Source organism: Mycobacterium neumannii, assembly GCF_048452905.1.
GTDB lineage: Bacteria > Actinomycetota > Actinomycetes > Mycobacteriales > Mycobacteriaceae > Mycobacterium > Mycobacterium neumannii_B.
In genome coordinates this window covers 360,229-386,015 of the sequence record NZ_JBCGVF010000001.1, presented here as the reverse complement: position 1 = coordinate 386,015, position 25,787 = coordinate 360,229, and the positions used below count along the sequence as shown (strand labels likewise).

The following is a 25,787-nucleotide window of genomic DNA, read 5'->3' as shown; positions in this document are numbered from 1 at the left end:
GGGCCGAGGTAACCGAGCATGGAAAGGCAGATCATCTGGCGTGGCCTGCTCGCAGGTGCCGTCGCCGGCGTACTCGCGTTCGTCTTCGCGCGCATCTTCGTCGAACCGCAGATCGACCGGGCCATCGCCTATGAGGACGGTGTCGGGGCCGCGCACGAGGCGCTGGAACACGCCGAGGCGGCGGGTCATAGCCACGGCGAGGGCGGCGGATTCGAGCGCGCCGTTCAGATGAACATCGGTATGGGACTGGGCGTATTGCTGTTCAGCCTGGCGATCGGCGCGATCTTCGCGGTGATCTTCGCCGTGGCCTACGGCCGCATCGGCAATATCTCGGCACGCCTGCTGTCGGTGTATGTGGCCGGCGGAATGCTGTTGAGCTTGTACGTCGTTCCCGCCCTGAAGTATCCCCCGAGCCCGCCTGCTCTGAGCCTGGACGAGACCATCCGCCAGCGCACGCTGCTGTACCTGCTGATCGTGGTGTTGTCGGCGGCGCTTCTGGTCGGCGCGGTGTATCTGGGCCGACGGCTGGCCGACCGCCTGGGGACATGGAATGCGGCGCTGGCCGCTGCGGGGTCCTACATCGTCGCGGTGGCGGTCGTGATGCTCGTGCTGCCGAGCATCGACGAGACACCGGGACCGTTGACCGACGACGCCGGAAACATTGTCTACGAGGGCTTCCCGGCGGATGTGCTCTACGAGTTCCGGCTGTACTCGTTGGGTACCCAGATCGTCATGTACACGACGATCGCATTGGTCTTCGGTGCGATGGCCGCGCGGCTGCTCGAAAAGAACCGTCGGGAGAGCATCCCTGCGTGAGTGAGGTCGTCCGGCTGACGCTCGTATCGCACGCGCTGACCGATGCGATGTCGGCCGGACGATTCCCCACCGACGAGCCGTTGAATCCGACCGGCCACCGGCAGGTCGACGCGTCGATCAACGTCGGCGTCGTCGACGCGGCTCTGTGCGGTCCCGAGAAGCGCACCAGGCAGACCGCCGAACTGCTCGGCCTGCAAGCCGATGTGGACGGTCGGTTGGCGGACCTGGACTGCGGCCGGTGGCGCGGCGATGTGCTGAGCGGGGTACGACCGGCCGACCTGGCGATCTGGCTCACCGACCCGACCCGGGCGCCGCACGGCGGTGAATCGGTTGTCGAGCTGGTCGACCGTGTTCGCGACTGGATGGACTCGTTGACCGACCGTCGTAGCAGGCTGGTCGCGGTGACACATCCGGCGGTGGTCCGCGCCGCCATCCTCATCGCGTTGGATGCCCCGCCGAAGTCGTTCTGGCGCATCGACATTGCGCCGGTAAGCCGGACGGTGATGCATTTCCGCGGGCACGCCTGGACGCTGCGGTCGAACCGCTGATCAGCCGATCGGCACCAGGTCGAAGGTCTGGCGCACGATCGACAACAGCCAGCCCGCGGCGGTGGGGCTGCGGTAGCGGGGCCAGTTCAACTGGAAGCTGACCACCCACGGCTGGCCCGTGTGGTCGACGGCATACCAGCTGAACGTCAGATCACCGGGCAGGTTTCCGCCCTTGGCGCCGATGTAGCCCCACTTGGACCCGTCGAGATCGATGCCGGGTATCGCCGACAGGATGTCCTTCACCGGCGCGGCCTCACCCACGGCGGCCGCCTGCAGCGCGATGTGCACACGGCAGATGTCGGCGGCGCTGCCGTACCACTCCGCACCGAAGTTCGACGCCGGGCTATGCGTCCGCTGCGGATCCGGTTCGTAGGGGCGGGAATTGGTCTGTTGCAGCAGTTGCGCCCGGACTTGCGGGCTACCCTTTTCGACCGCCTGGCGCCACTGCTCGCGCAGATCGGGCCGCCCCCAGCCCACCGAGAACATCTCGTGCATGGTCGGAAACGGCGTCATGCTTGCCGGGTCGTGATGGCGCGCCAGGACCAGTGCCCGCTCCACAGCGCCCGTCCCCAGCCGTTCGATCAGAAGATCGGTGGCCATGTTGTCGCTGGCCGAGATCATCTGCTGCGCAGCGGTTCTCACCGACACCCGGGATCCGGGAGGGAGCTCTTCCAGGCCCGCGGATCCGACCGCCTTAGCCCGCTTCGTGACGGTCAGCGGGTCGGTCCACTTCAGGGTGCCTGCCTTGACCTCCTCGGCGACCGCGAGCAGCACGTAGAGCTTGAAGATCGATGCCAACGGCAACGACAGTTCGGTGTTGGTCCCGGCCACCACATCACATTTCGACTGGTCGGCGACGACCTTCGACACCTGGTACGAGTAGCGGGCACCAGACTTCGCGATCTCGGTGTCGATATCGGACCATTCGTCGATCTCCGGCGGGCGCAGCGTCACATCGAACCGGTCGACCATGCCGGCGTCGTTGGTGCGGAGGTCGATCTCCTGGGCGACGCCGTACGACGTCAGCACCCCGACCTCGGCTTGTCCGGCCCGGATGTCGACGTCGGTCACCTTGAACGGCCGGTCCCACCAGATCCGGTCGAGCTTGGCGACGATCTCGTCGACCTTCTCGGGCACCGCCATCGTGCGCACTCCCACGGGCCCGATCGGCCAGTCGGAGTTGAGCATGTCCAGCGTCTGCTTGGCCCGCAGACCCTGGGGCGTGTTGATCTCGATGGGCGTGCCGTACGCGGCGTCGGCCGGTGCAGGCCCGACTTCCGCGCAGCCACCGACGGCGACGACCAACGAGGCCGCGACCGTCAGCGCGAGCGCCCGGCACGCGATGAGCGAGCCTCTACTTGTCAGCACCCGCAACGTCGAGGACGACCTCGAACTCGAGCAGTGACGCGCCGGTGGCCACCGGGTTGGCCTGCTGGCCCTTGTGGGCTTCGATGGCCGGGCCCGTCGCCCAGGCCTGGAACGCCTCCTCGGACTCCCACTGCGTGACCACGAAGTAGCGGTTCTCGCCCTTGATGGGGCGCAGCAGCTGAAAGCCGAGGAAGCCGGGCTGATTGTCGACCGCGTGGGCCCGGTGCGCGAAGCGCTTCTCCAGTTCGGGACCGGCGTCGGGCGGGACCTCGATCGCGTTGATCTTCACGACGGGATTCTGGCTTGCCATGCGCATCAGGCTACCGAATGCTTCGGGGCCACCCGGAGGCACGATGATGTCGGGATGCAGTCACCAGGCGGTACGCGGGCCCCGCTCACCCACCGCGGCGGAAGGGGCCGACCGCTCGTCCTCGTGCACGGGCTGATGGGACGGGGCAGCACGTGGTCGCGCCAGTTGCCGTGGCTGACCCGGCTGGGTGAGGTCTACACCTACGACGCGCCCTGGCACCGCGGCCGCGACGTCGACGATGTTCGCCCGATCAGCACCGAACGGTTCGTCGCCGAACTCGGCGACGCGGTGGCGAGTATCGGCCAGCCCGCGGTCATGATCGGCCACTCGATGGGCGGCTTGCATTCGTGGTGCCTGGCAGCGACGCGGCCCGATCTCGTCGAGGCGTTGGTGGTCGAGGACATGGCACCGGACTTCCGGGGCCGCACCACCGGGCCCTGGGAACCGTGGCTGCATGCGTTACCGGTCGAATTCGATTCCGCTCGGCGGGTTTACGACGAGTTCGGTCCGGTGGCAGGTCAGTATTTTCTCGAGGCGTTCGACCGCGTTGCGGGTGGCTGGCGCTTGCACGGCCGAACGGATGTCTGGATTGAGATCGCCGCGGAGTGGGGGACCCGCGACTACTGGCGCGAGTGGCAGGCCGTCCGCGTGCCGGCATTGTTGATCGAGGCGGGCAACTCGGTCACCCCCCCGGGACAGATGGCCCGGATGGCGGAGTCCGGTCCGCGCACGACCTACCTGCGGGTGCCCGAGGCCGGTCACCTCGTCCACGACGATGCGCCGCAGTCCTATCGGCAGGCGGTCGAGTCGTTTCTAGCGACGCTCTCCGAGCGCACCTGATGAAGGCCACACGGGGTGGCGCTCGAAACGGGTGCGGATCGCGTCGATGTCGTGCTCGAGACGTAACACGTCGCGGTCGTCTTCGAACACCCGGCCTGCCATCGGCGCGGCCATGCGGAACTGGTCGCGGTGCAACCGCAGGTACCCTGAGCGGCTCGCGGCCCAGGCGAACGCGACCGCGACCGCGACGGGGGAAACGAGGACCAGAAGTGCCAGTAAAGTGCTCATGGCAGTAACTATTCGGCAGACAAAATCCCGCCAACAGTGGCAGCAATGACACTTTGCGATAAAATGCTGCCATGTCAATCAGGAGCGTATCGACGCTCGTCCTGAACGATCTGGCGGTATTCGAGTTCGGCGTCATCTGCGAGGTCTTCGGAATCGACCGCTCAGGCGACGGCGTCCCCACCTTCGACTTCAAGGTGTGCGGTCCGGTTCCCGGGAAGCCGCTTCGCACGTCGGTCGGCGCGACGCTGACCCCCGAGCACGGCCTGGACGACCTGATCGGCGCCGACCTGGTCGCCATCCCGGCGATCGGAGGGTCGCAGTATCTGCCCGAAGCGTTGGCCGCCGTCCGGGCCGCCGCCGAGTCGGGATCGATCATCCTCACCGTGTGTTCAGGCGCGTTCGTCGCAGGCGCCGCCGGTCTCCTTGACGGAAGGAAGTGCACGACGCACTGGATGCACGCCGACGAGCTCGCGCGCAAGTATCCGACGGCCAAGGTCGACCGCAACGTGCTCTTCGTCGACGACGGAAACCTGATCACCAGCGCGGGCACGGCGGCCGGCATCGACGCGTGCCTGCACCTGGTCCGACGTGAACTGGGCAGCGAGGTCACCAACAAGATCGCGCGCCGCATGGTGGTGCCGCCGCAACGAGACGGTGGTCAGCGCCAGTACATCGACCAGCCGATCCCGGTGCGGTGTTCGGAACGCTTTGCACCGCACCTGGATTGGATACTGAGCAACCTGGACAAACCGCACACGGTCGCCACCCTGGCCGCCCGCGCACACATGTCGGCGCGTACCTTCGCTCGGCGGTTCGTCGAGGAGACGGGACGCACCCCGATGCAGTGGGTGACCGACCAACGCGTGTTGTACGCGCGAACCCTGTTGGAGGAGACTGATCTCGACGTCGACCGGATCGCCGAGCGCAGCGGCTTCGGGACCGCGACGCTGTTGCGGCACCACTTCCGCAGGATCATCGGGGTGACACCGTCGGACTACCGTCGCCGGTTCGCTTGCAGCACATGTGAACCCGAGCCCGACACCGATACGGAAATGGCCTCGGCCTGACCTGATGCCGTGCGCGCTCAGCCGCCCTCTCCGGCGAGCGCGAAACGGCCGTCGGCGGTCTGCTCGACTAGGCCGTCGACCAGAAGCGAGTCCAGTGCGCGGTCGCGTTGTGCGGTGTCGGACAGCCACGCGATGTCCAGCTGGGCTCGGGTGACGGGAGAGGCGTTGTCTCGCAGGACATCCAGCAGTCTGCCCCGGACCTGCCGGTCGGTGCCCGCATAGCGTTGAACGGGCCGCGCCGGCGAGGCCGACGCAGGGAAGCCCCGAGACCGCCACGCGCATGTACTCAGCGGGCACAGCCCGCAACGGGGCGCACGCGCGGTACACACCGTCGCGCCCAACTCCATCAAGGCGATCGAGAACTTGGGCGCCAGAGCGGTTTCGGGCAGAAGAGCCTCGACGTCGGCGAGGTCGCGCGTTGACGACGCCGCGTCGGCGCGACCGTGCACGACGCGGGTCACCACCCGCCGAACGTTGGTGTCGACCACCGGTACCCGGTCGCGGTATGCGAAGCAGGCGATGGCCCGCGCGGTGTAAGCCCCGACGCCCGGCAGCGTCAACAGCGTCTCGACGTCCGACGGTACGACGTCGTCGTACTGCTCGGCGATCACCGTCGCGCAGTCGTGTAACCGCTTGGCACGGCGCGGATAGCCGAGCTTGCCCCACGCCCGCAAGATGTCTGCGGCACTTGCCGCCGCGGTCGCCGACGGTGTGGGCCACCGCTGCACCCACGCGAGCCAGACCGGCTCGACGCGGCCGACCGGCGTCTGCTGCAGCATGAATTCGCTGACCAGGATCTGCCACGGGGTGACCCCCGGACGGCGCCACGGTAGATCTCGCTGTTCGCGGTCATACCAATCGACCAACTGGTGCACAATGTCGGTCATGCCCAACACCAGCCCAGTGACCGCGTGGAAAGCACTCAAAGAGGGTAACGAGCGCTTCGTCGCCGGCAAGCCCCTGCATCCCAGCCAAGGAATCGAGCACCGCGCCAGCCTGGCCACCTCGCAGAAGCCCACGGCCGTCGTGTTCGGCTGCGGGGACAGCCGGGTGGCCGCCGAACTGATCTTCGACCAGGGTCTCGGGGACATGTTCGTGGTGCGCACCGCCGGGCACGTGATCGATTCGGCGGTGCTGGGCTCCATCGAGTATGCGGTCGCGGTGCTCGACGTGCCGCTGGTCGTCGTGCTCGGCCACGACAGCTGCGGGGCGGTGAAGGCGACGCTGGGTGCGCTCGACGAGGGCGCGGTGCCCAGCGGTTACGTCCGCGACATCGTCGAGCGCGTGATGCCGTCGATCCTGTTGGGCCGTCGCGACGGGCTGACCCGCGTCGACGAGTTCGAGGCCCGTCACGTCAGCGAGACCGGCTCCCAACTGCTGGCACGCTCCACGACCGTGTCCGAGCGCGTAGCGGCGGGCGACCTGGCGATCGCCGGCGTCACCTATCACCTCGCCGACGGCCGGGTGGTGTTGCGGGACCACCTCGGCGACATCGGCGAAAGCTGAGGGCGACACGCCGAGCGACCTCGACCGATAAGGCGTGACCTGGCCTTACCGTGAGGTTGTGCTGGATCTGGAACCGCATGGCCCGCTACCGACGCAGATTTACTGGCGTCGCAGGGCACTGGCGTTGGGCATAGCGGTCCTCGTGATCGGTGTGATCGCGGCCATCGTGGTCGTGGTCGTGAAGAACACCGGGGGCTCCGACACGAAGGGCGCCGAGGCGTCCGCCCCCGCTGCGGCTGGTGCGCCGACGCCGCTCCCGGGGGAGAATCCCGAGGTGAAGACGCCGGTGATGCCGCCGGCGCAGGATGCACCGCCACCCACCCCGACGCCCACCGCGGCCGTCACACCGCCGCCGATCCTCAACGAGGGCGACGACTGCCCCGATTCGACGCTGGCGGTCAAGGGCATCACCAACCAACCGCAGTACGTCGTCGGTGAGCAGCCCAAGTTCACGATGGTCGTCACCAACATCGGGCTCGTCGGCTGCAAGCGCGACGTCGGCGCCGCGGTGCTTGCCGCCTACGTCTACTCGCTGGACAACGCCCGGCTCTGGTCCAACCTCGACTGTGCGCCGTCGAACGAGACGCTGGTCAAGGCGTTCCAGCCCGGTGAGCAGGTGACCACCGAGGTCACCTGGACGGGTATGGGATCGGCTCCGGGCTGCCCGCTTCCGCGTCAGCCCATCGGGCCGGGCACCTACAACCTCGTTGTCCAGCTGGGCAATCTGCGGTCGGCCACGGTGCCGTTCATCCTCGCCGCGCCGCAGTCGCCGGAGCACGGTCAGGGCGTCGCTCCGCCGCCGGGACCCGTCCCCAACTGAGGTTCGGGGGCGCGGACTCAAGCCAACCGGTCGGCGATCGTCGACTCGGCCAACTGCGAGAGGCCCTCCCGGATGTGGCGCGCCCACATCGAGCCGATGCCCTCGACCGACTGGAGGTCGCCGGCGCTGGCCGCCAGCAGGCCCTGTAGCGACCCGAACGAGCGCACCAGCAGGTCGACATGCGCGAACTGCAGGCGTGGGATGCCGGCCATCGCGCGGTAGCCGCGCGAGCTCATCGCCGAATCCTGCGCCTCGATCGTGGACGGGTAACCGAAAACCCTTGCCAACGTCGTGAAGTCAAGGAGCTCACTGTCGGAGAGCCCGTCGAGCTCCTCCAGCGTGGCGCTCACCTGCGCCGCCGACGGAGGGTCCGGGTTGGCGTGATAGTCGCGCACGATGAGCTCGCGGGCGGTGTCGTTGTCGCCGACGAGCTCATCGAGCTGCAGTTTGAGCTGACGACCGTCGGTGCCGAGTTCGACCACGTACGAATCGATTTCGAGGCTGATGCGGCGGACCATCTCGAGCCGCTGCACCACGGTCATCACGTCGCGCAGCGTGACGAAGTCTTCGATCTCGGCGGTCGACAGCTGCCTGCTGACCTCGTCAAGGCGCGTTTTGTACCGCTCGAGGGTGTCGATCGTCTGGTTCGCGCGCGACAGGATCGTCGCCGAGTCGGGGACCACGTGCCGCTCACCGGCGACGTACACGGTCACGATGCTCATCGAATGACTCACCGAGATCACCGGATAGCCGGTCTGGATCGCGGTGCGCTCGGCGGAGCGGTGCCGGGTTCCGGATTCCTCGGTCGGGATCGACGGGTCGGGCACCAGTTGCACGTTGGCCCGCAGGATGTGGGCGCCGTCGCTGGACAGCACCACCGCGCCGTCCATCTTCGAGAGCTCACGCAACCGTGTCGGCGCATAGCGGACGTCGAGGGAGAATCCGCCGTCGCAGATGGCCTCGACGCTCTCGTCGTAGCCGATCACGATCAGGGCGCCGGTGCGGCCGCGCAGGATGCGCTCCAGGCCGTCGCGCAGCGCCGTACCCGGGGCCAAGCGGGCGATCGTCTCCCGCATGGTGGGCCGGGCCAACGGCACCACCGTGCGTCCCGATCTGCCACCCGACTTCACGGCCATCGCCCCTCCCTAGGATCGGCCGTCATTGCTCTATCTTCGCTGATCTTTGCTGATATCGCGCAAAACCCGCAACGCCGAGCCGATGTCGTGGGCGGTGATCGCCCGCAAACCGGCGGGCACGGACGTCACGCCGGGTGGTACGACCGCCGAGGTGAAGCCGAGCCGGGCCGCCTCGGCCAGACGGCGGTCCATGCCGGTGACCCGGCGTAGATCGCCCGCCAGGCCGACCTCGCCGATGGCCACGGCGGCCGCGGGCACGGGTAGGTCCATCTTCGAGGACGCGATGGCCACCGCGATCGCCAGGTCCGCCGACGGATCGGTCAGCCGCATGCCGCCCACGGTCGACAGGTAGATGTCGTGGGCGCCCACCGACAGGCCCGCGTGCTTGTCCAGGACCGCGGTGATCATCGCGGCGCGCGAGGAGTCGATTCCGCTGACGGCGCGGCGGGCGGTCCCGTTCGCAGGCGCCCCGATCAGCGCCTGCACCTCTCCGATCAGTGGACGCTTACCGTCCAGGGTGACCGTGATCGCCGTTCCTGCAACGGGTTTGGGTCGTTGGTCGCGAAACAGGCCGGAGGGATCGGCCACGCCTTCGATCCCGTTGTCGTGCAGCAGGAAACAGCCGACTTCGTCCGCGGCGCCGAAGCGGTTCTTGATGCCGCGGACCATCCGAAGCGACGATGCGCGGTCGCCCTCGAAGTGCAGCACGACGTCGACGAGATGCTCGAGCGAGCGCGGCCCCGCGATCGCACCGTCCTTGGTCACGTGGCCGACGAGGATGAGCGCGACGCCGGATGTCTTGGCCGCCATCGTCAAAGCGGTGGTCACCGCGCGTACCTGGGTGACGCCGCCGGTGACGCCGTCGGCCTCGGTGGTGGACATGGTTTGTACGGAGTCGACGACCACCAGGCTGGGCTGGACCTCGTCGATGTGTGCGAGTGCTGTGCCCAAGTCCGACTCGGCGGCCAGGTACACCTCGTCGTGGGTGCAGCGCGTGCGTTCCGCCCGCATCCGTATCTGGCCTGCCGACTCCTCACCCGAGAGGTACAGCGCGCGTTTCCCTGCGACCGCCCACCGGTGCGCGACCTCCAACAACAGCGTGGACTTGCCGACGCCGGGATCACCGGCGAGCAGCGTCACCGAGCCAGGCACCAGGCCGCCGCCGAGCACCCGGTCCAACTCGGTGACACCGGTGTGGCAGTGACGGGTGCGCCCGGGATCGATCGAGCTGATCGGCACGGCCGCTGAGGAGGGGGCGACCGAACGTCGCGCTCCAGCTCCGGTCACCGCGGACAGCACAGCCACCTCGTCGACGGTGCCCCAGGTGCCGCACTCGGGGCAGCGGCCGACCCATTTGAGTGTTACGTGGTGGCACTCCGAGCAGCGATACTGCGAGCGCGTTTTGGCGCCACCTTTGACCACGCGTTGACGGTAGCCGTCGCCTCCGACAGACAGCGTCAGAAACTCAGCGCCGAGCGGTCGTGTCGCGGACTTCGCTCAGTGCCCGCCGCCGTGTCCGCCCTCTTCGGCGGCTTCGCCGCGACGCGGCGCCTCACCGGCGGAAATCGGCACCCGCACGGTGGTCTCGCCTGCCTTCTCGAACTTGAACGTGAAGTCGTAGAGGAGGCCGTTGGTGATCGGCTTGCTCAAGGTGACCATGGCTTCGGCGGCTTCTGCGGCCTCGACGCTTTCCAACGGGGTGATCTGCCCGTCCGGTGCGCCGACCGTGAGCATGCCGCTCGCGGGGACAGTGGTGTCACCGGTCAGGGTCACCTTGCCGACCTCGGAGGTGACCGACTCCAGCTTGTCGGCCTCTTCAGGCGAGGTGTTGGCCGCCACGAAGATCAGCTCGACCTCTTTGCCCGGCCGGACGAAGTCGGTTACCTGCTCGGCCCGCAGGTGCACATTGCGCAACGCGATTTCGCCGAGGTTCGCGCTGGTGCCGTTGACGGCCGGCTCCTGCGTGGTCATCTGGGAAACTTGTCCCGAACTGCAGCCGACGAGCGCAACGGCAGCTGCCAGCCCGCAGGCGGCCAGTTTGAAGCGGTCCACTCTTGCCTCCTGCTCGGGCCATCGAAGCGACCGATCCGATCGGTCGCGGGATTCGACTATGCAGAGTAGTAGGTGCGTGCAGACGGCGGTAGCTGAGGTCCGGGACGCCGCCGGGAATCCGCGGGCGGCTACGGCGGAAGTGTCACCGGAAGTGCCACTGCCCCATGATCGATGCCCCGCCCCAGCTAGGTGATGGACCTCTCGAAGACGCCTGAGCCATGCATGGATTCGTCGGCGTGTCAACCCCTAACGTTCACCCGAGGTGCCCCTGACCTGCACCGTTGGTCCACCCCTGTCTGGGCACCGTGCTAGCATTGAAGTGTGAAAGGGGCTCGAAACTGATGATTTTCAAGGTCGGAGACACCGTTGTTTATCCCCACCACGGTGCTGCGTTGATTGAGGCGATCGAAACCCGGACCATCAAAGGCGAACAGAAGGAATACCTCGTCTTGAAGGTCGCTCAGGGGGACCTCACGGTTCGAGTGCCAGCCGAGAACGCAGAGTATGTCGGGGTGCGCGACGTCGTCGGACAGGAGGGCCTGGACAAGGTTTTCCAGGTGCTCCGTGCCCCCCATACCGAGGAACCGACCAACTGGTCGCGGCGGTACAAGGCCAACCTCGAGAAGTTGGCTTCGGGTGACGTGAACAAGGTCGCCGAAGTGGTTCGCGACTTGTGGCGACGCGATCAGGAGCGTGGCCTGTCGGCGGGTGAGAAGCGGATGCTGGCCAAGGCACGGCAGATCCTGGTGGGCGAGCTTGCTCTGGCCGAGAACACCGACGACGAGAAGGCCGCGACCATCCTCGACGAGGCACTCGCCGCCGCTTCCTGAAGCCGATGACGAGCCTGCCAAGGGTCGGGCTCGGCACCGACGTTCACCCCATCCGGGCGGGACGGCCGTGTTGGCTGCTGTGCCTGCTGTTCGACGGGGCAGACGGCTGCGAAGGCCACTCCGATGGTGATGTCGCGGCGCACGCGCTGTGCGACGCGCTGCTTTCCGCCGCCGGTCTCGGCGACCTCGGCGAAGTTTTCGGCACCGGTCGCGACGAGTGGCGCGACGCCGGCGGCGCCGACATGCTTCGGCACGTCCACGGGCTCGTCACCGATCAGGGCTTCCGAATCGTCAACGCGGCAGTGCAGGTGATCGGCAACCGTCCGAAGGTCGGTCCGCGCCGCATCGAGGCGCAGAAGCTCCTGTCCGAACTGCTCGACGCCCCCGTGTCCGTCAGCGCGACCACCACCGACGGCCTGGGTCTGACCGGCCGTGGTGAGGGTCTGGCGGCCATCGCGACCGCGTTGGTGGTCGACCGCGATTAGGCCTGTAAGCTGGCCCTTCGTAATTGGGGGCGAACGATTGGGTGCCGTGAATCAGACGAACGGTTGGGCGGTCAGCGCGTGACCGACCTGCGGCTGTACGACACCATGAGCGGTGTCGTCCGCGACTTCGTTCCCGTGCGCCCCGGGCACGCCTCGGTCTACCTCTGCGGTGCCACGGTTCAGGGTCTGCCCCACATCGGCCACGTGCGCAGCGGAGTTGCATTCGACGTGCTTCGGCGTTGGCTGATGGCCAAGGGCTACGACGTCGCCTTCATCCGCAACGTCACCGACATCGACGACAAGATCCTCAACAAGGCCGCCGACGCGGGACGGCCGTGGTGGGAGTGGGCCGCCACCTATGAGCGCGCGTTCTCGGCCGCCTACGATGCGCTCGGGGTGATGCCGCCGTCGGCCGAACCGCGCGCCACCGGCCACATCACCCAGATGGTCGAGTTGATCGAGCGGCTGATCGAGCGGGACCACGCGTATGTCGGTAACGGCGATGTCTACTTCGACGTGCTCAGCCTGCCGGGCTACGGCAAGCTGTCCGGCCACAAGATCGACGACGTGCATCAGGGTGAGGGCGTAGCGACCGGCAAGCGCGACGAACGCGATTTCACCTTGTGGAAAGGCGCCAAACCCGGTGAACCGTCCTGGCCGACGCCATGGGGTCGTGGAAGACCGGGCTGGCATACCGAATGCGTCGCGATGTGCCAGGCGTATCTCGGCGCGGAGTTCGACATCCACGCCGGCGGCATGGACCTGGTGTTCCCTCATCACGAGAACGAGATCGCCCAGGCAGAGGCGGCCGGCGACCCGTTCGCCCGATACTGGCTGCACAACGGCTGGGTGACCATGGGCGGCGAGAAGATGAGCAAGTCGTTAGGCAACGTGCTCGCGATTCCCGCTGTGCTGCAACGTGTCCGGGCCGCGGAGTTACGCTATTACCTGGGCAGCGCGCACTACCGGTCGATGCTGGAGTTCTCGGAAACGGCGCTGCAGGACGCGGCGAGGGCCTACACCGGTATCGAGGACTTCCTGCACCGCGTGCGCAACCGGGTCGGCGCAGTCGTGCCCGGCGAGTGGACTCCGAAGTTCGCCGAGGCGCTCGACGACGACCTGTCCGTTCCGATCGCGCTTGCCGAGGTGCACGCAGCGCGCGCCGAGGGCAATCGCGCGCTGGACGCCGGTGACCACGAAACCGCCCTGACGCAGGCGATGTCGATCCGCGCGATGATGGGCATCCTCGGCGCGGACCCGCTCGACGAGCGCTGGGAGTCCAAGGACGAGACGTCGGCCGCACTGGCCGCGGTCGATGTGTTGGTGCGCGCGGAGGTCGAACGGCGCGAGGACGCGCGGGCGCGGCGGGACTGGGCCGAAGCCGACGCGATCAGGGATCGCCTCAAGGAAGCCGGGATCGAGGTCACCGACACCGGCGATGGTCCGCAGTGGACGCTGCTCGACGGGCACACGAAGTAGATGGCCGGAAACTCCAAGCGCAGAGGCGCGGTACGCAAGCCGGGAACGAAGAAGGGGCCCACGGTCGGGTCCGGCGGCGTGCGGCGGCGCGGTCTGGAAGGTCGCGGCGCCACTCCGCCCGCGCACATGCGTCCCAACCATCCGGCGGCGAAGCGGGCGGCCAAGGCAGCGAAATCCCAGCCGCGTCGCCAGGGCAAGAAAACCGACGACACCGAGGTGGTGCTGGGACGTAATCCCGTTCTGGAGTGTTTGCGGGCCCGGGTGCCCGCGACGGCGCTGTACGTCGCGCTGGGCGCGGACGCCGACGAGCGGTTGACCGAATCTGTGCAGATCGCCGCCGACGCGGGCATCTCGATCCTCGAGGTCCCGCGCCACGACCTTGACCGCATCGCCGCCAACGGTCTGCATCAGGGTGTGGCGCTTCAGGTTCCGCCGTACTCGTACGCGCATCCGGACGATCTGCTCGCGGCCGTCACGGCCGAGGGCGCCTCGGCGCTGCTGGTCGCGTTGGACAATATCTCCGATCCGCGCAACCTCGGTGCGATCGTGCGTTCGGTGGCCGCGTTCGGCGGTCATGGCGTCCTGATCCCGCAGCGCCGGTCGGCCTCTGTGACCGCGGTCGCGTGGCGTACCAGTGCGGGTGCCGCCGCCCGGCTTCCGGTCGCGCGGGCCACGAATCTCACCCGCACACTGAAGAACTGGGCCGACGAGGGCCTGCAGATCGTCGGCTTGGACGCCGATGGAGATATCACGGTCGACGAACTGGACGGCTGCGGACCGATCGTCGTCGTGGTCGGCTCCGAAGGAAAGGGGCTTTCGCGCCTGGTGCGGGAGACCTGCGACGCCGTGGTCTCCATTCCGATGGCCGGCCCCACGGAGTCGCTGAACGCCTCCGTGGCCGCGGGCGTCGTGCTCGCCGAGATCGCGCGGCAGCGTAGAGGCTAGAGGCCGAACAACCGCAGCCCCACCCACAGACCGGTGACCGCGGCCACCAGCGTGGCGGGTACTGTGCACAATCCGATGCGGCTGAACTCGCCTGCGGTGGTTGCCATTGCGCGGCGTACGACGCTACGCCATAGCAAGTTGGCCAGCGAGCCGACATAGGTGAGGTTCGGCCCGATGTTCACTCCGATCAACACCGCCAGCACCGCGCCCGGCCCCGATGCCGACACCAGAGGCAGCAGCACCAGCACCGCGGGCAGGTTGTTGACGACGTTCGACAGCAGCGCCGCAACGGCCGCGATCCCGAGCAGGGCGAGCAGTCCGTGACCGCTGGGCAGCAGGCCGCGCATCGCGCTGTCGAGACCGTTGACCATGACGGCGTCGACCACGATGCCGAGGCACAGCACGAACAGCAGAAACGGCACATCGGCTGCCGCCACCATCCGCGCCACGGTCGTGTGGCGTCGCACCAGGCTCCGCCCGCCGAGCACCACGACTCCGCCGAGTGCCGCCCAGGCCGGTGAGACTCCGAGCATCGAGGTGACGACGAATCCCGCCAGCGTCAAGCCCAGCACGACAAGGGGAAACACGGGGACGTGCACCGTCTCGCCGGGCACCGGCTGAGGCGCGATCGAGAGCCGCTTCCTGAAAAGCCAACGCAGCACGACGAATTCGACGAGGATGGCCAACAGCCAGGGCAGTGTCATGAGCGCGGCGAAGTGCAGGAAGGTAATGCCCGCCGCGGTGAACGCCAGCAGGTTGGTCAGGTTCGACACCGGTAACAGCAGCGACGCGCTGTTGGCCAGGTGCGCGGTCGCATAGGCATGCGGCGTGGCCGGCACCGACAGCATGCGGGTGGTGGCAAGCACGACGGGGGTCAGCAACAGCACGGTGGCATCCAGGCTCAGGACCGCCGTCGTCGCCGCGGCGATCGCGAACACCCCTGCCAGCAACCGGTTCTGGTTGCCGTCAGCGGCACGCGCCAACGCAGCACCCGCGGCGCGGAACACCCCTTCGTCGGCACATAGCCGCGCCAACACCAGAACGACCGCCAAGAAACCCACCACCGGCAACAGGCGACCGACCTCCGCGGCGGCGTCGTCCAGCGAGATGATGTCGGCACCGATCAGCAGCGCGGCCGCGGGTACCGCCACGACGGCTTCCGGCCACTTGCGCGGGCGGGCCACCGCGAAGGCCAGTACGACCGCCAGGGCGGCCAGGGCCAGGATCAGATCCACGGATCGGCAGGCTGCCACAGCGTGGGCAGGTGCAATGCGACGCCATCGTCGTAGGCCAACCGCGACAACACCCGCATCGAGACGTCGAGGTCGTCGGCTGCGTAGGGGAGCGCGCGCAGTGGTTCGTGCAGGGGACGGAAGAAGTCGTCCCAGTGGATGAGCACCACGCGGCGCGCGCCCACGGTCCGCACGGTCTCGTGCCAGTAATCACGCAGGTAGCGCTCCGGTTGCAGCCCGAGCTGGCCGACTCCGAGGTACACCACATCGGCGCGGTGTCCGGCCAGTGCGCCGGCAGCGAATCCCGCACTGCCGACGATCAGTAGACGACGATCCGACGGACGGTGGCGAACCAGCGTGGACCACGCCTCACCACACCGGTACGCCGACACCCTGACCGGCGGCACGACCGGACCGGTGATGACACCCGGAAACCGGTCGGGCGGGCAGTGATCCCCCTCGATGAGCGTGACCTCGTAAGCGCCCAGCGCGACGGGGTCGCCGGGACTGACAACCACGATGCGGTCCTCCGGCAACCGGTGGCCGCGGCCCACGTGGGCCGCGGATTGGCCGCCCACGAGTCGCGCGCCGGTCCGCTCGGCGACAACCGCGCTATCCATCGCGTGGTCGTAGTGGGTGTGCACGGGAAGGACGGCCTCCAGCCGGTCGATCCGCAGGCGGGTGAGGCAGCCCTCGATGCGCGGTTCGGCCGGCGACGGCCGCCGCAGCCCGACTTCGCGCAGGCTCGGGCGTGAGAAGAAGCCGTCGGTCAGCAGCGCCGATTCGCCGTCGTCGATCAGCAGCGTCGTGACGCCCGCCCAAGTGACCGTCAGCGGCGTATCCGCACCCGTCGGCGGAACGTCGAAATAGCGCTCGTAATCCGCCAGGTTCGGCCTGCCGAGTTTGAGACGCATAGCGCCACTTTAAGTGGCCCACGCGATGGTGCGCTCGATCGTGACTGTCGACCGCGTCCTTCATCGGTCCTCCCCTTCGTGCCGGCTGCTGATTTCTCCGGCATTTTCGGCCCTGTCGTCACACGGATCCTCGTGCCAGTCGCCGAAAGGGTCTGCGTATGCGGGCCATTCGTATGGGCGCGCCCATTCCTCGTCGGTGAGCAGTGCCGCGCGCAACGCGTCGACGATGTCCTCTGGTTCGGCTCCGCGCACCAGCACGGTAATCGAAACGTGACGGTCGCCGAGTCGGCCGTCCCAGTCGGCAGCAGCGAGCGCAACACGTTGCGGGTCTGCGTAGGTCCGTTCGGTATCGCTCATGGCGGCAAGCCATCGACCCGCATACTCGAACCGCATACCTCCGCCGGCTGATTCGAGCCACATGACATCGTCGAACCGGTTGGCCAACCACAGCCGTCCCCTCGTGCGCACCACGCCGTCGAGAAGCACCTCCAGCGCGTCGTGCAGTCGCTGGGGATGAAATGGCCGACGGGCGGAGAACAGCAACAACCCGACCTCGCCGTCGGCATCCAGTGGCGGCTGTCCGGCGAGCAGTGGGTCGTGCGGGTGGTCGCTGCGTCCGCGCCTGCTGTCAGGCTCGAGGTTGGCCAACGCCATCTCGATGCGTTCGGAACCGACCGTCAGGCGCGCACGAGGTGCCAACCGTCGCAGCACTTTCAGCGTCTGGGCATGAGCTTGGTCCAGTACGAGCGTGTCGGCGAATTCGGCCTGCCCGACTGCCACCTGCGCCACGGTCCGTCCGTCGTCGAGGTCGTGGTCGCCGGTCGCCTGAGCCAGCCACACGGCAGAGTCGACGCAGGTCACCACCGCCTCGACGCGCACGTCATGAGCCGCTGGTGCGTCGATGTAGCCAGGACCCACATGCACCCGCACGTTGTTGATTGCCCAGCACACCGGTTCGGGCTCAAGCCATGGCATGAGTTGCACCGCAATGCGATTGACATCGCCGCGGCGGTGTAGTCGGCGCAGCAGCACCAGTAGGTCCTCGCGCACGGTGCAGGTCACGCATCCGCGGACCAACTCGATGGGCCAAGCCGTGGTGCCCGACGACGTCGTGACGGTACGCACCACGACTTGACCGTCGTATCCATGTCTGACGACCACCGTGCCGGTCGCCCGGGCCAGCACGGTGGCGACGCCTTCTGTGTTGCCTTGCCCGCAGATCAGCACCAGTGGAGTACGCACAGTGAACCCTTCCTCAGTTGAAAATGATTTTCATTAACGTTAGGTTACCGCCGAAGGAGGAATATGTCCGCGCACTGTCAGGTCACCGGCCGAGCACCAGGTTTCGGCAACTCGGTATCGCATTCGCACCGACGCACGCGTCGTCGCTGGAACCCCAACATCCAGACGAAGACGTATTACCTGCCGTCCGAATCGCGCCGGATCAAACTGCGGGTGAGCGCGAAGGGCATCAAGGTCATCGACCGAGACGGCATCGAGACCGTCGTGGCGCGGTTACGGAAGGAGGGGCAGAAGATCTGATGGCGCGCACCGATATCAGGCCCACCGTGAAACTGCGTTCGACGGCCGGTACGGGCTACACCTATGTCACACGTAAGAACCGGCGCAACGACCCGGATCGATTGGTGCTGCGCAAGTATGACCCCATCGTCCGCCGCCACGTCGACTTCCGAGAGGAACGCTGATCGTGGCCTGTCCTCGTCCGGCGCACAGCCCCGCAGACGATCGGCAGTGGCTGTTGCACGCACGGTGCCGTGGGCTGCCGACAGAGATCTTCTTCGCGGCCGAAGGGGAGCGCGGGCAACGTCGAGTAGCACGCGAAGAACAGGCGAAAAGAGTTTGCCGGCCGTGTCCCGTGCGGCCCGACTGCCTGCGGTATGCACTCACAGCCGTGGAGCCATGGGGCATCTGGGGCGCAACGACGCCCACAGAACGACAGCGGCTCACCGAGCCGGCCGAGCCGTCGGGACGAGCGCCCACCGACGCCCGTGTGGCAGGATCATGCCCGACAGGCGATCGCGACTCGAGGAAGCCGGTGTGAATCCGGCGCGGTCCCGCCACTGTGACCGGCAGGTCTTTGCGATCTTGCTGGGAGCCAGATACTCACCGCGGTCGCCTCCTCACAAGGCTGGGGCGGATTTCCCCGGTGAGGCTGATCTCGGCGTGTCGAGAGTGCTTCCCGTGGCGTCCGCGCATGACGGAAGGCACGGGGCGTATGGCGCATCGACATCTTGCGGCGGCGGTGATCTCGGCGCTGCTGCTCACGGCATGCGGCACGGCGACACCGCCGGCCGGCACCACCGCTGACGACGCCGTGGCCGGATTCCCCGTGACCGTCAGCAACTGCGGCATCACCACGACCTACGACCGCCCACCGCGCCGCGCCGTAACCCTGAACCAGCACTCGGTCGAGACGATGTTGGCACTGGGGCTGGAGAAATCCATGGTGGGCACCGCATTCCTCGATGATCAGGTGCTGCCCGAATACCGCGACGCCTATGAGGCCATACCGGTGATCGCCGAAGAATATCCGTCGTACGAGACACTGCTTGCCGCTGAACCCGACTTCGTCTACGGCGGTTGGGAAAGCGCATTCGACGAGAAGGAGGGGCGCGGGCGCGAGCGGTTGCGTGATGTCGGCATCGACACCCACCTCAATCCCGAGAACTGCTCTTCTGAGCCGATGACGTTATCTGCGGTGGACGACGAAATACGCACCATCGGACGGATATTCGGTGTCACCGACCGAGCCGAGTGGGTGTTCGAACGCCAGCAACGGATTCTGCAGGAAACCCGCGGGCGCGTGCGCGACGTGGCGCGGGTCGACGTGGCCGTCTACGACAGCGGTGAGGCCACCGTGTTCACCTCCGGCGGGCAGGGTATCGGCAACCAGATCATCGAATCCGCGGGCGGGCGCAACCTGTTCGCCGACGTACCGAAGGTGTGGGCCGACGTCTCGTTCGAACAGTTCGCCGAACGGGCGCCCGAGGTCATCCTGATCTACGACTACGGCGACCAATCGGTCGAGCAGAAGAAACAGTTCCTGCTGGACAATCCGCTGCTGGAGCGGGTACCTGCCGTCCGCGACCAACGCTTCGCGGTGTTGCCGCTGTCCGAGATCACCGCAGGCGTGCGTGTCGGGCGCGCGGTCAAATCGCTTGCTGAGCAGTTGCATCCGGAGCCATCCGGATGACGACCGCCGCCCTGGACAAGCCGGTACGGTCCGTCACCCCGGCTCCGCAACGCGTTCCGTACGGCCTCGTGCTGACCATGCTCGCGGGGCTGCTTCTGGTGTGCGCGACCGCAGGGGTCACCATCGGGTCGGTGGCCCTTCCGCCCGGGCAGGTGTGGCAGATCCTGCTCCACCAGCTCAATCCGATGTTGGTCGACCCGACATGGCCGCCGGTGCGTGCCTCGATCGTGCTCGACGCGCGGCTTCCCCGAGTTGCGTTGGCGGCGGTCATCGGGGCCGGCCTGGCATGCTGCGGGATGGTGTTGCAGGCTGTCGTGCGCAACCCGTTGGCCGATCCGATGCTCTTGGGTGTGTCGTCGGGTGCGTCGGTGGGTGCGGTCGCGGTGCTGGTGGCCGGCGCAGGGATCGGCTTGTTCGTGCTGCCGCTGGCGGCGTTTCTCGGAGCATTGGTCGCTTTGGTCGCCGTCTACCTTCTCGCTCGTACGGACGGACGGATGACCACGCTGCGACTGATACTCGCCGGTGTCGCGGTCGCGGAGGTGCTGTCGGCCGTCGCCAGTCTGCTGATCGTCACCTCTGACGATCCGCACAAGGCCCAGTCCGCGGTGCGCTGGATGCTCGGCGGCCTCGGTGGGGCCGCCTGGTCGACGGTGTGGATCCCGGCTGTGGCCGTTGCTGTCGGTATCGCGGTGCTGCTCGCCGTCACTCGGCCGCTGAATCTGCTGTACAGCGGTGAAGAGGCCGCTGCCGCACTGGGTTTGGACGCTCATCGCTTCCGCGGAGCGATGTTCGTCGTGGTCGCGTTGATGGTGGGTGCCGTGGTCGCGGTCAGCGGTGCGATCGGATTCGTCGGCCTGATCATGCCGCACATCGTGCGGATGCTCGTCGGCGCCGACCACCGTCGCGCCTTGCCCGCGGCCGCGCTGCTCGGGGCCTCGTTCCTCATCGCGTGTGACATCGCCGCGCGAACCGTCGCCGCACCGGAGGAACTGCCGGTCGGCGTCCTGACCGCCCTCGTCGGCGGTCCGTATTTCCTGTGGCTCATGCGGCGCAAGGTGTCGGCGTGACCGGCGGAATCCTCATCGACGACGTGGCGGTGTCGAAAGGGCGAAAGGCGTTGATCCGCAACGTCTCCATGCGGGTGGAATGCGGCGAGATGGTGGCCGTCGTCGGACCCAACGGTGCTGGCAAGACCACGCTGCTGCGCACGCTCCACCGCGCTCAGCGGCCGACCTCTGGGCGTGTGCTGGTCGGCGGCGAGGACGTCTGGCAAATGTCGGCCAAGCGTGCGGCGCGCCGCATCGCGGCCGTCTTACAGGACGCGCCGGGCAATTTCGCGCTCACGGTGTTCGACGTGGTCGCGATGGGGCGGACCCCGTATAAGCGTGCGTTCGACGGTGACAACGCCGACGATCGCCGCATCATCGCCGAGGCACTCGAAGCCGTGGACGTATCAGGTTTGGCGAACGAGCCGTTCGACCAGCTCTCGGGCGGTCAGAAGCAGCGGGTGATGATCGCACGCGCGCTGACACAGAAGACCGACGCGATAGTGTTGGACGAGCCGACCAACCACCTCGATCTGCGCCACCAGCACGATGCCCTGCACCTACTGCGCACCACCGGCGCCACCGTCGTCGCGGCATTGCATGATCTCAATCTCGCTGCGGCATATTGCGACCGGATCTGCGTCCTCGATTCCGGTGGTGTCGTGTCGATGGGTACTCCCGAGCAGGTGCTGACCGTGGACATGCTCGCCGAGGTCTACGGCGTCGCAGCCAGGGTCGGCCTCGACGCGGGCACCGATCGGATCCGGGTCGACGTGACACCCAAGGAGTGGGTCCGGTGAGGATCGACGGTCATCTCACCGAGATCACCCGCTTCGGCGGGTTCTTCACCATCGCCCATGGGCGCGCCGAAGCGGGTTGGCGACCCGTGAAAGCGTGTTATGCCGACGGATATCAGGACTTGATCGAGGCGACGGCCGCACGCTACCGCACGGTTGACCTTCGCATCAGCGCGTCGGCGGTGCAGTTGAGCCACGCGTCGCGGCTGTGGTCGCCCGTACTCGCGTGCGCCGTCGCATACGGTGTGCTCCCCGACCTCACAAGCCTGCAGCGTGCGGAAGGCAGCCCAGCGCTGAGACTTCCTGTTCCCGAGGGGGACCAGCTCGGCGCGGATCCGTCGGGAACGCTGTACCGCATCGTCGTCGAAGAGCACCTGGAGCGGTTAGCCGACGGGTTGCGTGTCAAGGTCGCACCCGGCCTGCTCTACGGCAATATCGCCTCAGCGTTGGTGGCCGCGACCCGGGCGCTGTACTCGGTGCGGCCGCAGCTGCGCGATTCCGCGACCACGTTGGCGCGGTCCCTGCTGGAGACCGGCAAGCTCACCGGAACCGGAACGGTCAAGCACAACTTGGCGTTTCGCCGCCGTAGCTGTTGTCTGTACTACCGCGTCGCGGAGGGGGCGAAGTGTGGGGATTGCGGATTGGCCAAAAGATGACTCGACTCAGTATGCGTAGGGGTTGGGCGGCGGGTCGGTTTTCGACTGGCTGAACACATCGATGACGGGGATGGTCCGACTGGACGGATCGGACTGTCCCGGTGGGACCTTGGCCTCGACCCGCACCCACGTGTCCTCCGGATATGCCTCGATCTGTGGGACTGCGTGTCCGGTCAGTCGGATCCGGGCCAACCTGGCATCGGCGGCGCAGCACATGATCACTACACGCGCCAGGTCGGTGCGGCCGTCCTGCTTCATGGTGAAGCCATTGACGGTGACCATTCGGTTGTCGAGAGTATTCGCTGAGTCTTGGGCTATGCGGACCAGTAGATCCGGCAGCGACAGCACTGGCGCGCGCTCATCGGGAAGCGGCGGGAACGGTCGTCGCAGCACCTCGGCCGACACCTCGGTGACAGACGGCCCTGTCGCTCGCGGCATAATCGCCGGCGGAACGATGAACGTGAGCAAGGCGATCGGCACCAACAGAAGCCACGCGGCGCCCGGTCGATGGGAGTGGTCGTGCTCGGGTCCGTCCGTTGGGTGATCGTGGACGGCTTCTTCCGCTGACCGGCGCCGGATATCCCGGACCATCGCGATGAGTGCCAACGCGATCAGCAGGACCGCCGATGCGGCCAACCATGAAAGCAGCGACGGCTTGACGTAACGCGTATACGCGCCGGTGACGGTGACCATCCCGACGCTGATGCCGACCAACAGGAGGACGGCGTTCTCGGTTTCGCGGCTCACTGCGTACCCAACATCAACAACCCGACTCCTGTGGCCACCAATGTCGCCACCATGAACGTCGCAGGCGAAAACCGTAAAGCGAACGCACGGCCGAACATGCCGGCCTGCATGGCGAACAGTTTGAGGTCCACGGCAGGACCCACCACCAGAAAGACCAGGCGGGGGAGGAGCGGGAGCATCGTCATGCTCGCGGCCACGAAGGCGTCCGCCTCCGAACACAGCGACAGCACCACAGCCAAGAGCGCCATGGTCAGGATGCCGAGCAGCATCTGGCCGGCCAGATGTTCGTACACCCACGACGGAACGACCACGTGCAACAGCGCCGCCGCGGCCGCACCGATGACAAGGTAGGACGCTGCCTGTAGGAAGTCGTGGCGGGCCGCCTCGGTGAACGCCGTCCAGCGCGGCTCCTCGCCGTCATGCAGGCGCGGCAGCCGTCGGGTAATCCACTCGCCGCGACCGAATTTGGCCCATGCGGCGCCCATGATCAACGCGGTCAACAACGACGCGATGCATCGTGCTGCCACCATTTGTGGCTGGCCGGGAAATGCGACGGCGGTGGCGACCAGCACCACCGGATTGATGGCAGGCGCCGCAAGCATGAACGTCAACGCAGCCGCGCCGACCGCGCCCTCGCCGAAAAGACGGCGCGCCACAGGCACCGAACCGCATTCGCAGCCCGGCAGCGCGGCGCCCCCGACGCCGGCGGTGAGAATCGCCGCCGCGGGTCTGTCTGGCAGCCACCGCGCAAGCCGGTCGGCCGACACGAACGCCGCAACCAGGCCGCTGATCACCACGCCGAGCGCCAAGAACGGGATCGCCTGCACAAAGATGCCGCAGAATACGGTGGCCGCGGTCGCCAGAGCCGGTGAGCCGACGACGAAACCCCGCAGCGCAGTGCCGAACACCGCCAATGTCACTATGCCGATGACCAGCACGTGCATGGACCCGATCCGCCGACGTGCTGCAGTCAGATCGGCGGCCACGCGGCCATTTTGTCAGGCCGCAATCGACGATGGCGATTCACGTCCTCTTGGTGAAGAAAGCGAGGACGGCGGGTCACAGAGCTCTGAGGTCCCGGTTGGGTCTCGGTATGCGGAAGGTGGTCGCGTTCAGGTGAACGGCCCGAGTTCGACGCCGTCGGTTATCAGGCGCTCGCGCACTGCCGTTGCGATCTGCACCGCGCCGGGTGAATCCCCGTGGACGCAGATAGATTCGACCGTTACGGAGATAGCGGATCCGTCGACCGCGTCGACCCGCCCGGCCGTCACCATGGATGCCACCCGTTCGGAGATGGCAGCTGGATCCTCCAACACAGCGTTGCGTTCGCGCCGCGGTACCAGTTGGCCATCCGGCCGGTAGGCGCGATCGGCGAAGGCCTCGGGAACGGTGCGCAGGCCCAATTCCCGCGCCTCGGTGAAGAATGCGGAATGGGCAAGCCCGAGGACCGGTAGCCGGGGATCGACGGCGTGTACCGCCGTGACCACGGCGCGTGCCTGATCGCGGTGGGTGACAATCGAGTTATACAGTGCGCCATGTGGTTTGACGTAGCTCACTCGTGATCCGGCGACGCTCGCGAGCGCTTGCAGCGCACCGATCTGATAGATGATGTCGGCGGTCAGTTCGCCGGGATCGACGTCGATGAACCTGCGACCGAACCCGGCGAGATCGCGGTAGCTGACCTGGGCCCCGATCCGTACTCCGCGCTCGGCCGCGGCTTGACAGGTTCTCGCCAGCGTTGCCGCGTCGCCAGCGTGAAAGCCGCACGCCACGTTGGCGCTTGTGACGAGATCGAGCATGGCCTCGTCGTCGCCGATGCGCCACACGCCGAAGCTCTCGCCGACGTCGGCGTTGAGGTCGATCCTCATTTGTAGGAGCTTAGATACTCTCGGCCGCCGAGTCACCGCGACGTCCCTAGCCGAGTGCGGCAGGCACGACTGAGAGAGGTTGTCCCAGAAAGGTCCGATTGGCGCCAGGGTTCAGGTGAGTTTGGTACGACGCGGCGGTGAACCGTGCCACTGATTCTCCGAAACGAATTCGGCAAGTGGCCGTCCGAATGTCCACCCCTCGAGTTCGAGGGCGGGTCGCTCAGGGAATGCCGGGACCGGCCCAAGGCAGATGATCGCGACAGGTTCGGCGTCGTCGGGCATTTTCAGCAGCGTAGCGAGATCGTGAGGATCGAAAATTGAGACCCACCCCATGCCAAGGCCTTCGGCTCGAGCGGCGAGCCACAGGTTCTGCAGGGCACACGAGACCGACGCGAGATCCATCTCGGGAAGTGTGCGACGGCCGAATACATGTGTCGCCCTACCGTCGGCGAGCGCCACGACGAACAACTCGGCGCAGTCGAGAATGCCCTCCACCTTGAGTGCCAGGAACTCGTCGCCGCGGTTTCCGAGCGCCTCCGCCGTGCGCAATCGCTCCTGGTCGACCAGGCGGTGAATCTTGCACCGCACGGCGGTGTCAGTGATCCGGATGAACCGCCACGGTTGCATGAGTCCCACACTGGGCGCGCTGTGAGCCGCCTCCAGCAGCCTGGCGAGCATGTCCGCGGGCACCGTCGCATTGGGGACGAAGCGGCGCATATCGCGTCGTTCAGTTATGGCCCGGTAGACGGCCTGGCGCTCGGCGGGGCTGAAGGCGTGCGGGGTCACGCGGTGAGCTTAAGCGGGGCCCCATCAGCGCAAGGTAAGGGCCACAAGCAGGTTGGTGAGCACGTCTACCGGTGCGCCGGTAACCAGTATCCGACCA

The 25,787-nt window shown here is 67.3% G+C and carries 31 protein-coding genes and 1 riboswitch; of the genes, 17 read left to right on the top strand and 14 right to left on the bottom strand.

Going from position 1 to position 25,787, the window contains the following annotated elements; translation table 11 throughout:
• Nucleotides 1-18 precede the first annotated feature (18 nt).
• Entirely contained in the window at nt 19-816 is a 798-nt protein-coding gene (locus tag AAHH99_RS01830; RefSeq protein WP_418767142.1) for a CbtA family protein, read from the top strand.
• On the top strand, nt 813-1,364 hold the full coding sequence (locus tag AAHH99_RS01825; protein ID WP_418767141.1) for a histidine phosphatase family protein: 552 nt from the start codon (nt 813-815) through the stop codon (nt 1,362-1,364). The genes AAHH99_RS01830 and AAHH99_RS01825 overlap by 4 nt, the downstream gene beginning before the upstream one ends.
• On the opposite strand, the gene AAHH99_RS01820 is transcribed toward AAHH99_RS01825, so the two are convergent.
• Nucleotides 1,365-2,738 carry a serine hydrolase gene (locus AAHH99_RS01820; protein ID WP_418767140.1) on the bottom strand — a complete coding sequence of 458 codons (1,374 nt, stop codon included), beginning with the start codon at nt 2,736-2,738 and terminating at the stop codon, nt 1,365-1,367.
• Complete coding sequence (mhuD, locus tag AAHH99_RS01815; RefSeq protein ID WP_418767139.1) at nt 2,719-3,042, bottom strand: mycobilin-forming heme oxygenase MhuD; 324 nt, start codon at nt 3,040-3,042, stop codon at nt 2,719-2,721. The genes AAHH99_RS01820 and mhuD overlap by 20 nt, the downstream gene beginning before the upstream one ends.
• Before the next feature lie 54 nt (nt 3,043-3,096).
• On the opposite strand from mhuD, the gene AAHH99_RS01810 reads away from it, so the two are divergent.
• Nucleotides 3,097-3,882 (top strand): alpha/beta fold hydrolase, encoded by a 786-nt coding sequence (locus tag AAHH99_RS01810; protein WP_418767138.1) that lies wholly within the window; start codon nt 3,097-3,099, stop codon nt 3,880-3,882.
• Here AAHH99_RS01810 and AAHH99_RS01805 read toward each other — a convergent pair.
• Nucleotides 3,856-4,110: a hypothetical protein gene (locus AAHH99_RS01805; protein WP_418767137.1), complete on the bottom strand. Its 255-nt coding sequence runs from the start codon at nt 4,108-4,110 to the stop codon at nt 3,856-3,858. The genes AAHH99_RS01810 and AAHH99_RS01805 overlap by 27 nt on opposite strands.
• A gap of 71 nt (nt 4,111-4,181) precedes the next feature.
• Here AAHH99_RS01805 and AAHH99_RS01800 point away from each other — a divergent pair, with 71 nt between their 5' ends.
• Entirely contained in the window at nt 4,182-5,177 is a 996-nt protein-coding gene (locus AAHH99_RS01800) for a GlxA family transcriptional regulator (protein WP_418767136.1), read from the top strand.
• 17 nt (nt 5,178-5,194) lie between these two features.
• On the opposite strand, the gene AAHH99_RS01795 is transcribed toward AAHH99_RS01800, so the two are convergent.
• On the bottom strand, nt 5,195-6,064 hold the full coding sequence (locus tag AAHH99_RS01795; RefSeq protein ID WP_418767135.1) for an A/G-specific adenine glycosylase: 870 nt from the start codon (nt 6,062-6,064) through the stop codon (nt 5,195-5,197).
• On the opposite strand from AAHH99_RS01795, the gene AAHH99_RS01790 reads away from it, so the two are divergent.
• Together AAHH99_RS01790 and AAHH99_RS01785 are read left to right on the top strand one after the other, a co-directional pair.
• Complete coding sequence (locus tag AAHH99_RS01790) at nt 6,063-6,683, top strand: carbonic anhydrase (protein ID WP_418767134.1); 621 nt, start codon at nt 6,063-6,065, stop codon at nt 6,681-6,683. The two genes, AAHH99_RS01795 and AAHH99_RS01790, sit on opposite strands and share 2 nt — an antisense overlap.
• A gap of 58 nt (nt 6,684-6,741) precedes the next feature.
• Complete coding sequence (locus AAHH99_RS01785) at nt 6,742-7,503, top strand: hypothetical protein (RefSeq protein WP_418767133.1); 762 nt, start codon at nt 6,742-6,744, stop codon at nt 7,501-7,503.
• A gap of 17 nt (nt 7,504-7,520) precedes the next feature.
• Here the strand turns inward: AAHH99_RS01785 and disA are convergent, their stop codons facing one another.
• From disA to AAHH99_RS01770, 3 genes are all read right to left on the bottom strand, one after another.
• On the bottom strand, nt 7,521-8,639 hold the full coding sequence (disA, locus tag AAHH99_RS01780; protein ID WP_066841215.1) for a DNA integrity scanning diadenylate cyclase DisA: 1,119 nt from the start codon (nt 8,637-8,639) through the stop codon (nt 7,521-7,523).
• A gap of 30 nt (nt 8,640-8,669) precedes the next feature.
• Nucleotides 8,670-10,061, bottom strand: coding sequence for a DNA repair protein RadA (radA, locus tag AAHH99_RS01775; protein WP_418767132.1), 1,392 nt, complete (start codon nt 10,059-10,061; stop codon nt 8,670-8,672).
• A 75-nt stretch (nt 10,062-10,136) separates the two neighbouring features.
• Nucleotides 10,137-10,691 (bottom strand): hypothetical protein, encoded by a 555-nt coding sequence (locus AAHH99_RS01770; RefSeq protein WP_418767131.1) that lies wholly within the window; start codon nt 10,689-10,691, stop codon nt 10,137-10,139.
• Nucleotides 10,692-11,032: 341 nt separating this feature from the next.
• Here AAHH99_RS01770 and carD point away from each other — a divergent pair, with 341 nt between their 5' ends.
• The 4 genes from carD to rlmB all read left to right on the top strand — a co-directional run bounded on the left by carD (nt 11,033) and on the right by rlmB (nt 14,430).
• Nucleotides 11,033-11,521 (top strand): RNA polymerase-binding transcription factor CarD, encoded by a 489-nt coding sequence (carD, locus tag AAHH99_RS01765; protein ID WP_003888533.1) that lies wholly within the window; start codon nt 11,033-11,035, stop codon nt 11,519-11,521.
• Nucleotides 11,522-11,526: 5 nt separating this feature from the next.
• Nucleotides 11,527-12,006 carry a 2-C-methyl-D-erythritol 2,4-cyclodiphosphate synthase gene (gene ispF / locus AAHH99_RS01760; RefSeq protein ID WP_068199173.1) on the top strand — a complete coding sequence of 160 codons (480 nt, stop codon included), beginning with the start codon at nt 11,527-11,529 and terminating at the stop codon, nt 12,004-12,006.
• Nucleotides 12,007-12,084: 78 nt separating this feature from the next.
• The gene (gene cysS / locus AAHH99_RS01755; protein ID WP_418767130.1) at nt 12,085-13,485 is read left to right on the top strand and encodes a cysteine--tRNA ligase; all 1,401 of its coding nucleotides are present in this window, start codon (nt 12,085-12,087) and stop codon (nt 13,483-13,485) included.
• Nucleotides 13,486-14,430, top strand: a complete 945-nt coding sequence (gene rlmB / locus AAHH99_RS01750; protein ID WP_418767129.1) for a 23S rRNA (guanosine(2251)-2'-O)-methyltransferase RlmB — start codon at nt 13,486-13,488, stop codon at nt 14,428-14,430.
• Here the strand turns inward: rlmB and AAHH99_RS01745 are convergent.
• From AAHH99_RS01745 to mrf, 3 genes are read right to left on the bottom strand one after another with little or no spacing between them, the layout of a single operon-like run.
• Complete coding sequence (locus AAHH99_RS01745) at nt 14,427-15,665, bottom strand: SLC13 family permease (protein WP_418767128.1); 1,239 nt, start codon at nt 15,663-15,665, stop codon at nt 14,427-14,429. The two genes, rlmB and AAHH99_RS01745, sit on opposite strands and share 4 nt — an antisense overlap.
• Nucleotides 15,656-16,576, bottom strand: a complete 921-nt coding sequence (locus AAHH99_RS01740; RefSeq protein WP_418767127.1) for an MBL fold metallo-hydrolase — start codon at nt 16,574-16,576, stop codon at nt 15,656-15,658. Before AAHH99_RS01740 ends, AAHH99_RS01745 begins: the two co-directional genes overlap by 10 nt.
• Nucleotides 16,577-16,636: 60 nt before the next feature.
• Nucleotides 16,637-17,818: a ribosome hibernation factor-recruiting GTPase MRF gene (mrf, locus tag AAHH99_RS01735; RefSeq protein ID WP_418767126.1), complete on the bottom strand. Its 1,182-nt coding sequence runs from the start codon at nt 17,816-17,818 to the stop codon at nt 16,637-16,639.
• 63 nt (nt 17,819-17,881) lie between these two features.
• Between mrf and rpmB the strand changes: the two genes are divergently transcribed.
• The 7 genes from rpmB (at nt 17,882) to AAHH99_RS01700 (ending at nt 22,289) form a co-directional block, all read left to right on the top strand.
• Complete coding sequence (gene rpmB / locus AAHH99_RS01730; RefSeq protein ID WP_418767125.1) at nt 17,882-18,118, top strand: 50S ribosomal protein L28; 237 nt, start codon at nt 17,882-17,884, stop codon at nt 18,116-18,118.
• Nucleotides 18,118-18,282: a 50S ribosomal protein L33 gene (gene rpmG / locus AAHH99_RS01725; RefSeq protein ID WP_064399266.1), complete on the top strand. Its 165-nt coding sequence runs from the start codon at nt 18,118-18,120 to the stop codon at nt 18,280-18,282. Before rpmB ends, rpmG begins: the two co-directional genes overlap by 1 nt.
• Nucleotides 18,283-18,284: 2 nt before the next feature.
• On the top strand, nt 18,285-18,638 hold the full coding sequence (locus AAHH99_RS01720) for a WhiB family transcriptional regulator (RefSeq protein ID WP_418767124.1): 354 nt from the start codon (nt 18,285-18,287) through the stop codon (nt 18,636-18,638).
• Nucleotides 18,623-18,702: riboswitch (cobalamin riboswitch) on the top strand. (Overlaps the previous gene by 16 nt.)
• Before the next feature lie 89 nt (nt 18,703-18,791).
• Nucleotides 18,792-19,790 (top strand): ABC transporter substrate-binding protein, encoded by a 999-nt coding sequence (locus AAHH99_RS01715; protein ID WP_418767123.1) that lies wholly within the window; start codon nt 18,792-18,794, stop codon nt 19,788-19,790.
• Entirely contained in the window at nt 19,787-20,857 is a 1,071-nt protein-coding gene (locus tag AAHH99_RS01710; protein ID WP_418767122.1) for a FecCD family ABC transporter permease, read from the top strand. Before AAHH99_RS01715 ends, AAHH99_RS01710 begins: the two co-directional genes overlap by 4 nt.
• The gene (locus AAHH99_RS01705) at nt 20,854-21,636 is read left to right on the top strand and encodes an ABC transporter ATP-binding protein (protein ID WP_418767121.1); all 783 of its coding nucleotides are present in this window, start codon (nt 20,854-20,856) and stop codon (nt 21,634-21,636) included. Before AAHH99_RS01710 ends, AAHH99_RS01705 begins: the two co-directional genes overlap by 4 nt.
• A complete protein-coding gene (locus AAHH99_RS01700) occupies nt 21,633-22,289 on the top strand; it encodes a (2Fe-2S)-binding protein (protein ID WP_418767120.1) in 657 nt (218 codons plus the stop codon). Before AAHH99_RS01705 ends, AAHH99_RS01700 begins: the two co-directional genes overlap by 4 nt.
• 6 nt (nt 22,290-22,295) lie before the next feature.
• On the opposite strand, the gene AAHH99_RS01695 is transcribed toward AAHH99_RS01700, so the two are convergent.
• From AAHH99_RS01695 to bluB, 4 genes are all read right to left on the bottom strand, one after another.
• Nucleotides 22,296-23,036 carry a TIGR03943 family putative permease subunit gene (locus tag AAHH99_RS01695; protein ID WP_418767119.1) on the bottom strand — a complete coding sequence of 247 codons (741 nt, stop codon included), beginning with the start codon at nt 23,034-23,036 and terminating at the stop codon, nt 22,296-22,298.
• On the bottom strand, nt 23,033-23,980 hold the full coding sequence (locus AAHH99_RS01690) for a permease (protein ID WP_418767568.1): 948 nt from the start codon (nt 23,978-23,980) through the stop codon (nt 23,033-23,035). The genes AAHH99_RS01695 and AAHH99_RS01690 overlap by 4 nt, the downstream gene beginning before the upstream one ends.
• Nucleotides 23,981-24,148: 168 nt before the next feature.
• A complete protein-coding gene (locus tag AAHH99_RS01685; protein WP_418767118.1) occupies nt 24,149-24,904 on the bottom strand; it encodes a LamB/YcsF family protein in 756 nt (251 codons plus the stop codon).
• A 111-nt stretch (nt 24,905-25,015) separates the two neighbouring features.
• Nucleotides 25,016-25,690 carry a 5,6-dimethylbenzimidazole synthase gene (bluB, locus tag AAHH99_RS01680; RefSeq protein WP_418767117.1) on the bottom strand — a complete coding sequence of 225 codons (675 nt, stop codon included), beginning with the start codon at nt 25,688-25,690 and terminating at the stop codon, nt 25,016-25,018.
• Nucleotides 25,691-25,787: the final 97 nt, after the last annotated feature.

Bases quoted from the DNA above. Each gene is read 5' to 3' on its own strand.
- AAHH99_RS01830 (WP_418767142.1), top strand. From the start codon at position 19: ATGGAAAGGCAGATCATCTGGCGTGGCCTGCTCGCAGGTGCCGTCGCC.
- mhuD (WP_418767139.1), bottom strand. From the start codon at position 3,042: ATGGCAAGCCAGAATCCCGTCGTGAAGATCAACGCGATCGAGGTCCCG.
- AAHH99_RS01810 (WP_418767138.1), top strand. From the start codon at position 3,097: ATGCAGTCACCAGGCGGTACGCGGGCCCCGCTCACCCACCGCGGCGGA.
- AAHH99_RS01805 (WP_418767137.1), bottom strand. From the start codon at position 4,110: ATGAGCACTTTACTGGCACTTCTGGTCCTCGTTTCCCCCGTCGCGGTC.
- AAHH99_RS01800 (WP_418767136.1), top strand. From the start codon at position 4,182: ATGTCAATCAGGAGCGTATCGACGCTCGTCCTGAACGATCTGGCGGTA.
- AAHH99_RS01790 (WP_418767134.1), top strand. From the start codon at position 6,063: ATGCCCAACACCAGCCCAGTGACCGCGTGGAAAGCACTCAAAGAGGGT.
- AAHH99_RS01795 (WP_418767135.1), bottom strand. From the start codon at position 6,064: ATGACCGACATTGTGCACCAGTTGGTCGATTGGTATGACCGCGAACAG.
- disA (WP_066841215.1), bottom strand. From the start codon at position 8,639: ATGGCCGTGAAGTCGGGTGGCAGATCGGGACGCACGGTGGTGCCGTTG.
- carD (WP_003888533.1), top strand. From the start codon at position 11,033: ATGATTTTCAAGGTCGGAGACACCGTTGTTTATCCCCACCACGGTGCT.
- ispF (WP_068199173.1), top strand. From the start codon at position 11,527: ATGACGAGCCTGCCAAGGGTCGGGCTCGGCACCGACGTTCACCCCATC.
- rlmB (WP_418767129.1), top strand. From the start codon at position 13,486: ATGGCCGGAAACTCCAAGCGCAGAGGCGCGGTACGCAAGCCGGGAACG.
- AAHH99_RS01740 (WP_418767127.1), bottom strand. From the start codon at position 16,576: ATGCGTCTCAAACTCGGCAGGCCGAACCTGGCGGATTACGAGCGCTAT.
- rpmB (WP_418767125.1), top strand. From the start codon at position 17,882: ATGTCCGCGCACTGTCAGGTCACCGGCCGAGCACCAGGTTTCGGCAAC.
- rpmG (WP_064399266.1), top strand. From the start codon at position 18,118: ATGGCGCGCACCGATATCAGGCCCACCGTGAAACTGCGTTCGACGGCC.
- AAHH99_RS01715 (WP_418767123.1), top strand. From the start codon at position 18,792: ATGACGGAAGGCACGGGGCGTATGGCGCATCGACATCTTGCGGCGGCG.
- AAHH99_RS01710 (WP_418767122.1), top strand. From the start codon at position 19,787: ATGACGACCGCCGCCCTGGACAAGCCGGTACGGTCCGTCACCCCGGCT.
- AAHH99_RS01690 (WP_418767568.1), bottom strand. From the start codon at position 23,980: ATGCACGTGCTGGTCATCGGCATAGTGACATTGGCGGTGTTCGGCACT.
- AAHH99_RS01685 (WP_418767118.1), bottom strand. From the start codon at position 24,904: ATGAGGATCGACCTCAACGCCGACGTCGGCGAGAGCTTCGGCGTGTGG.